A 2,913-nucleotide genomic window follows, 5' to 3' on the forward strand; every position below is an offset into this window, starting at 1 on the left:
TGCTGCTCGACGTGTCCAACCCACTCGAATTCTCCCAAGGCTTCCCACCGAACCTCTTCGTCAATGACACCGACTCGCTCGGTGAGCAAATCCAGCGAGCCTTCCCCGACACCCGCGTCGTCAAAGCACTGAACACCATGGTCGGCGATGTCATGACCACCCCGAGCGGCACTGGTTCCAGGAAGTCGCCCTCGGCACCGCCGACCAGTTGCCCTGGCAGGACGACGCAAAAACTCCGGGAGCCCTTCACGAGTGACCACTCGACCGAGTCTGTTCTGGCCTTTTACCGTGCCGCCGTGGCCACCGCGAACCGGACACTGAGGTCCGCGCCCTTGTCGAGCCCGCCCGTCGGCCAGCACGGGCAAGGGAACGACGAACCCGTCACCGATTTGCGGTTCATCGTGCTCCACGATCGAGGAGAACGCCCGCCATTTGGGCCACCTCGACGTCGCCCGAGAGTGTATCGACGGTCGGATCGGGATTGGCCAGGATGATCTGTCAAACACCGTTCACCTGAGCGACCAAGACTGGCCACGGATTTGAGACATACCGCTACGGACATCAGCTGAACCGTCCCGAGTTTGATGCACACCCCGATAGAGTTCGAACTGCTACACCAACCCGCCCAACCCGTGGCCTGAAACCATGTATGGCGACACCACCAAACCCACGGCACATCACTCCTTTTGGATCGTTCACGCTTGCCGTACGGTCAAGTATGGTTCGATCCGAACGGTAGGGGTACGGCATGGCCGCGACATCCAGCTCCCCGACCAGCAGCGGGGGTCATAGCACCAGAGGTAAGACCCCTGCCGGGAGTCTGACGCTTTCCTCCACGCTCGGCTTCACAACGCTCGAGGACGAGGTGGTCCTCGACGCGCTCGCGCTGAGCGGCGAGGTGCCCGCATGGCTGGCCGGCTCGCTACTGCGTACCGGGCCGGCGAAGTTCGAGGTCGGCGCGCGCGGCATGCGCCACTGGTTTGACGGCCTGGCCATGCTGCACCGGTTCACGTTCGAGGACGGGCGCGTCTCCTACGCCAGCCGCTTTTTGCGCAGCGCCGCGTACCGCGCCGCGCAGGAGCAGGGCGAAATCGCCTACACGGAGTTCGCCACCGATCCCTGCCGCTCGCTCTTCCGGCGGGTGCAGTCGCTGTTCGCCCCGGCGCTAACCGACAACGCCAATGTCAACGTCGGCATGCTCGGCGAGCGGCTGATCGCGATGACCGAGACGCCCATGCCTATCGAGTTCGATCCCGCCACGCTGGAGACCGCGGGCGTCGCCTACCGGGCGCCCGGCCAGCTGACGACCGCGCATCCGCACCTGGATCGGGCAAGCGGCGCAATGTTGAACTACGCGGCCCGGCTGGGTCCGCGCTCGAGCTATCGCTTCTTCGCGGTCGGCCCCGACGCGGCGCCGCCGCGCGTGCTGGCCAGCATGCCGGTCTCCGAGCCGGCGTACATTCACTCGTTCGGGCTGACCGAGCGCTGGATCGTGCTGGCCGAGTTCCCGCTCGTCGTCAACCCCCTGCGCCTCGCCCTGTCCGGCCGACCCTACATCGAGAACTACCGCTGGAAGCCCGAGCGGGGAACGCGCTTCACACTCTTGGATCGGGCCACCGGCGAGCGCACGACGGGCTTCGAGACCGACGCCTGCTTCGCCTTTCACCACGTCAACGCCTACGACGAGGGCGACGACGTCGTCGTCGACCTCTGCGCCTACCCCAATTCGCAGATCGTCGAGGACCTCTACCTGGAGCGGCTGCGCGCGGGCAAGCCAGCCTCTCGTGCGCACCTGCGGCGCTTTCGCCTCTCCATCGGCGATCGGCGCGTCACGAGCCGACCGCTCGCAGACAGCTGGGTTGAGTTGCCGCGCATCAACTACGGCCGCTGCAACGGGCGGCGCCATCGCTTCGTTTGGGGCGTCGACGCCGAATCGGGCTGGATCGACCGCATCGTGCGGGTCGACACCGAGGCGGAGACCGCGACGCACTGGTCTCAGAGCGGCTGCTACCCGGGCGAGCCGGTCTTCGTCGCCCGCCCAAACGCCGAACGCGAGGACGACGGCGTGCTCCTGTCGGTCGTCCTCGACGCCCCACGCGGCATGTCCGCGCTGCTCGTCCTCGACGCGCAGACCCTCGACGAGGTTGCGCGGGCCGAGGTGCCTCACCACATTCCCTTCGGCTTCCACGGCCAGTTCACGCGCGCTCGCGACACCTCCGTCACAACCGCGGGGAGTTGACGCGCAGGGGTGTGCACATCGCGCCCTCAGACATTGTGATCGCGCCGTCAAGCGGGACAATCCCGCTGCGATGTTGTCCGGCACTTGCCCCGGCTTCGTCGGCACGCCAGGTCATTTCGACGTGCCGCGGACAGGGACAGCGCCTGCTAATGTCCCTTGGCTCGTTGAGGATCTGATCCCGATGAGTTCACAGTGCCTCGTCTTCCGAACAACGAGTCAGAAAGCTCAACGAGTCAATCGGCACAGCCGGACGGTTGAGAAACACCCCCGGCGGCAGCTCATGGATCGACAAAATAGTCGAGAACTGTCTCCAATGTTCGCCGGGCCGCGCCGGGTATCTGTCGGGCCGGAATCCGGCCCGTCTTTTATGAATTCGGGGTGAACCGAGGACAATCCGTGCTTAGCCGAGGTACTTTGCTACGGACGTGAGGGCAATTGGAAACGCGTGTTAGATTGCGTGGCAACCAGATTCGGCCCGCAACACCAGCTCGCAGATAGCATTACTCTACCGCTCACCGGCGAGGGCGTGAAAGATGGCGCTGTAGGGGCTCGAACTTTCGTCAGGCTTCAGGCTCTAGGGGGTCAAGTGGTATGTCCGACAGGGCATCAACAGTCGTCCACCTCGTGGACGGCCCATTCATCACGGTCCGCAACGGGCGTCAGCCCTAATTGGC

At 65.1% G+C, this 2,913-nt stretch carries 1 protein-coding gene; it reads left to right on the forward strand.

Annotated elements, in window-relative coordinates; translation table 11 throughout:
• The first annotated feature begins 748 nt into the window (after nucleotides 1-748).
• The gene (locus tag QOI01_RS35880) at nucleotides 749-2,239 is read left to right on the forward strand and encodes a carotenoid oxygenase family protein (protein WP_526388964.1); all 1,491 of its coding nucleotides are present in this window, start codon (nucleotides 749-751) and stop codon (nucleotides 2,237-2,239) included.
• The last annotated feature ends 674 nt before the right edge of the window (nucleotides 2,240-2,913 follow it).

Source organism: Mycobacterium sp. (assembly GCF_032162605.1).
In the GTDB taxonomy this organism is placed as follows: Bacteria; Actinomycetota; Actinomycetes; order Mycobacteriales; family Mycobacteriaceae; genus Mycobacterium.